The organism is Acinetobacter rongchengensis (assembly GCF_003611475.1).
Lineage (GTDB): Bacteria > Pseudomonadota > Gammaproteobacteria > Pseudomonadales > Moraxellaceae > Acinetobacter > Acinetobacter rongchengensis.
The window spans coordinates 1-1,494 of sequence record NZ_RAXT01000140.1; the positions used below are offsets into that span (position 1 = coordinate 1).

Genomic DNA, 1,494 nt, shown 5'->3' on the forward strand with positions numbered 1-1,494 from the left:
TTAGGTCAGGTGGCCTAACTTAAATAAAAAAGTCTCCGACAAACCCGGTACGGTTCAATCGTTTTCAACATACAGAACTGCTCCACTTTGAGCTGCGGTAATAAAGCTTTCTCGAAGTGCACAAGCTGCCTGAGAAGCAATTTCTCTCTCATCGTCATTTTCATTAATTACATTTACTGCTGACATTGACGTAATCCTGAGTAAAGCCTACGTAAATCATATTCTAAGTCAGGTAGACAGGATAAAGAACTAGAGACCTTTCTAATGCTTTGATCGACACACACAATAGCTTCTTTTCAAATCAAGGTAGGCATTATGTGTGATCTGAATTTTATATTAAATTTCAATAACTTATAAATATTAATATTTGAGTTTTATTTTTACTACATAAATACAATAACATTTAAAATCAAATACTTATATTATGTGCAAAATTTAGAGCTTAACATCACACATAATACCTACCTAACTACCTTAGTTACAGTCAGGACTCTGATCCCACATGATGAAAATTAAAAATATGGACTCGTTTAAGCTGTCCTATATGTACTTCTTTCCAGTGATGTTTTTCCCATTTTTAAATATCTACCAATTTAGAAACAATCCAGACCTTCAATCATGGCTATTCAGTAACTTACTGATCAGCATTACAGTAATTTTGGTCCCACTTTGCCTTAGTTTAAGCATGCTTATCACTAAGTTTTTATACCAAGATCACAACAAAAAAATGGAATACAACGCCATGGGGCTTGGGTTGTTGTGCCTAATTTTTCTCATGGGCAGCAACTACTACCAGTTCCATAAATTTACAGCAGGAACGTACCTCAGCATTGACCATTATCGCATGGCGTTAATGCTGAGTTTCCTCATCGGATGCTTTGTATCAAGCCTCTGCTTTGCCTTGAAATATAAGCAATATTCAAAAAAATATGACACCGACTTCAACCTCAAAACCCAAAGATTCATGCTGAGTGCATCCCCACTGTTATTGATCGCCATCACAGCCATCTTTGTGGTTTAAACCTACTTTTGAAGATCCTCAAAAAATGCCGTCATTTCATGAAAACTATTTACAAGACGTTTAGATTTTCGCTCATACGAAGGGACCGTCAGTTCTACTTTGGACTTCCGGTTCAAATACTTGAAGTACAGCGGAAAAACTTGCTTATTGAACTTAAACACATCCTCCCGAACGCCCCTAAACGGACACACCAGAAGCTAAACATGACGGATTGACTACTCCAGAACAGACAGAAAATAAGCGTATTCCAGTGCCGGAGCACGTTGAACCGGACCAGCCGAAAAGAGGCTTTTGGAGCCGTTTTTTTAGACCCTATGATTAACCACGATTGTTTAACTGATATGAACAAAGTTGTGAAACATTGATTAAATAATAGGCGTGGAACGTGAAAAATCATAAAAAAAGCCCACCTTGGGGAAGATGGGCTATAAACTAGAAACTACAGCATTGATTTCTAAGGAAAATTATAAAGC

At 37.1% G+C, this 1,494-nt stretch carries 2 protein-coding genes and 1 pseudogene; 2 read left to right on the plus strand and 1 reads right to left on the minus strand.

Features of this window, described 5'->3' with window-relative positions:
* Nucleotides 1–54: 54 nt before the first annotated feature.
* A complete protein-coding gene (locus D7V20_RS20355) occupies nt 55–186 on the minus strand; it encodes a hypothetical protein (RefSeq protein ID WP_260390456.1) in 132 nt (43 codons plus the stop codon).
* 316 nt (nt 187–502) lie between these two features.
* On the opposite strand from D7V20_RS20355, the gene D7V20_RS19080 reads away from it, so the two are divergent.
* Together D7V20_RS19080 and D7V20_RS19090 are read left to right on the plus strand one after the other, a co-directional pair.
* Nucleotides 503–1,021, plus strand: coding sequence for a hypothetical protein (locus D7V20_RS19080; protein ID WP_120385394.1), 519 nt, complete (start codon nt 503–505; stop codon nt 1,019–1,021).
* 190 nt (nt 1,022–1,211) lie between these two features.
* A pseudogene (locus D7V20_RS19090) lies at nt 1,212–1,343 on the plus strand (plasmid replication DNA-binding protein); the annotation flags it as partial.
* Nucleotides 1,344–1,494: the final 151 nt, after the last annotated feature.

Coding starts and splice junctions, on each gene's coding strand:
- D7V20_RS20355 (WP_260390456.1), bottom strand. CDS start 186: ATGTCAGCAGTAAATGTAATTAATGAAAATGACGATGAGAGAGAAATT.
- D7V20_RS19080 (WP_120385394.1), top strand. CDS start 503: ATGATGAAAATTAAAAATATGGACTCGTTTAAGCTGTCCTATATGTAC.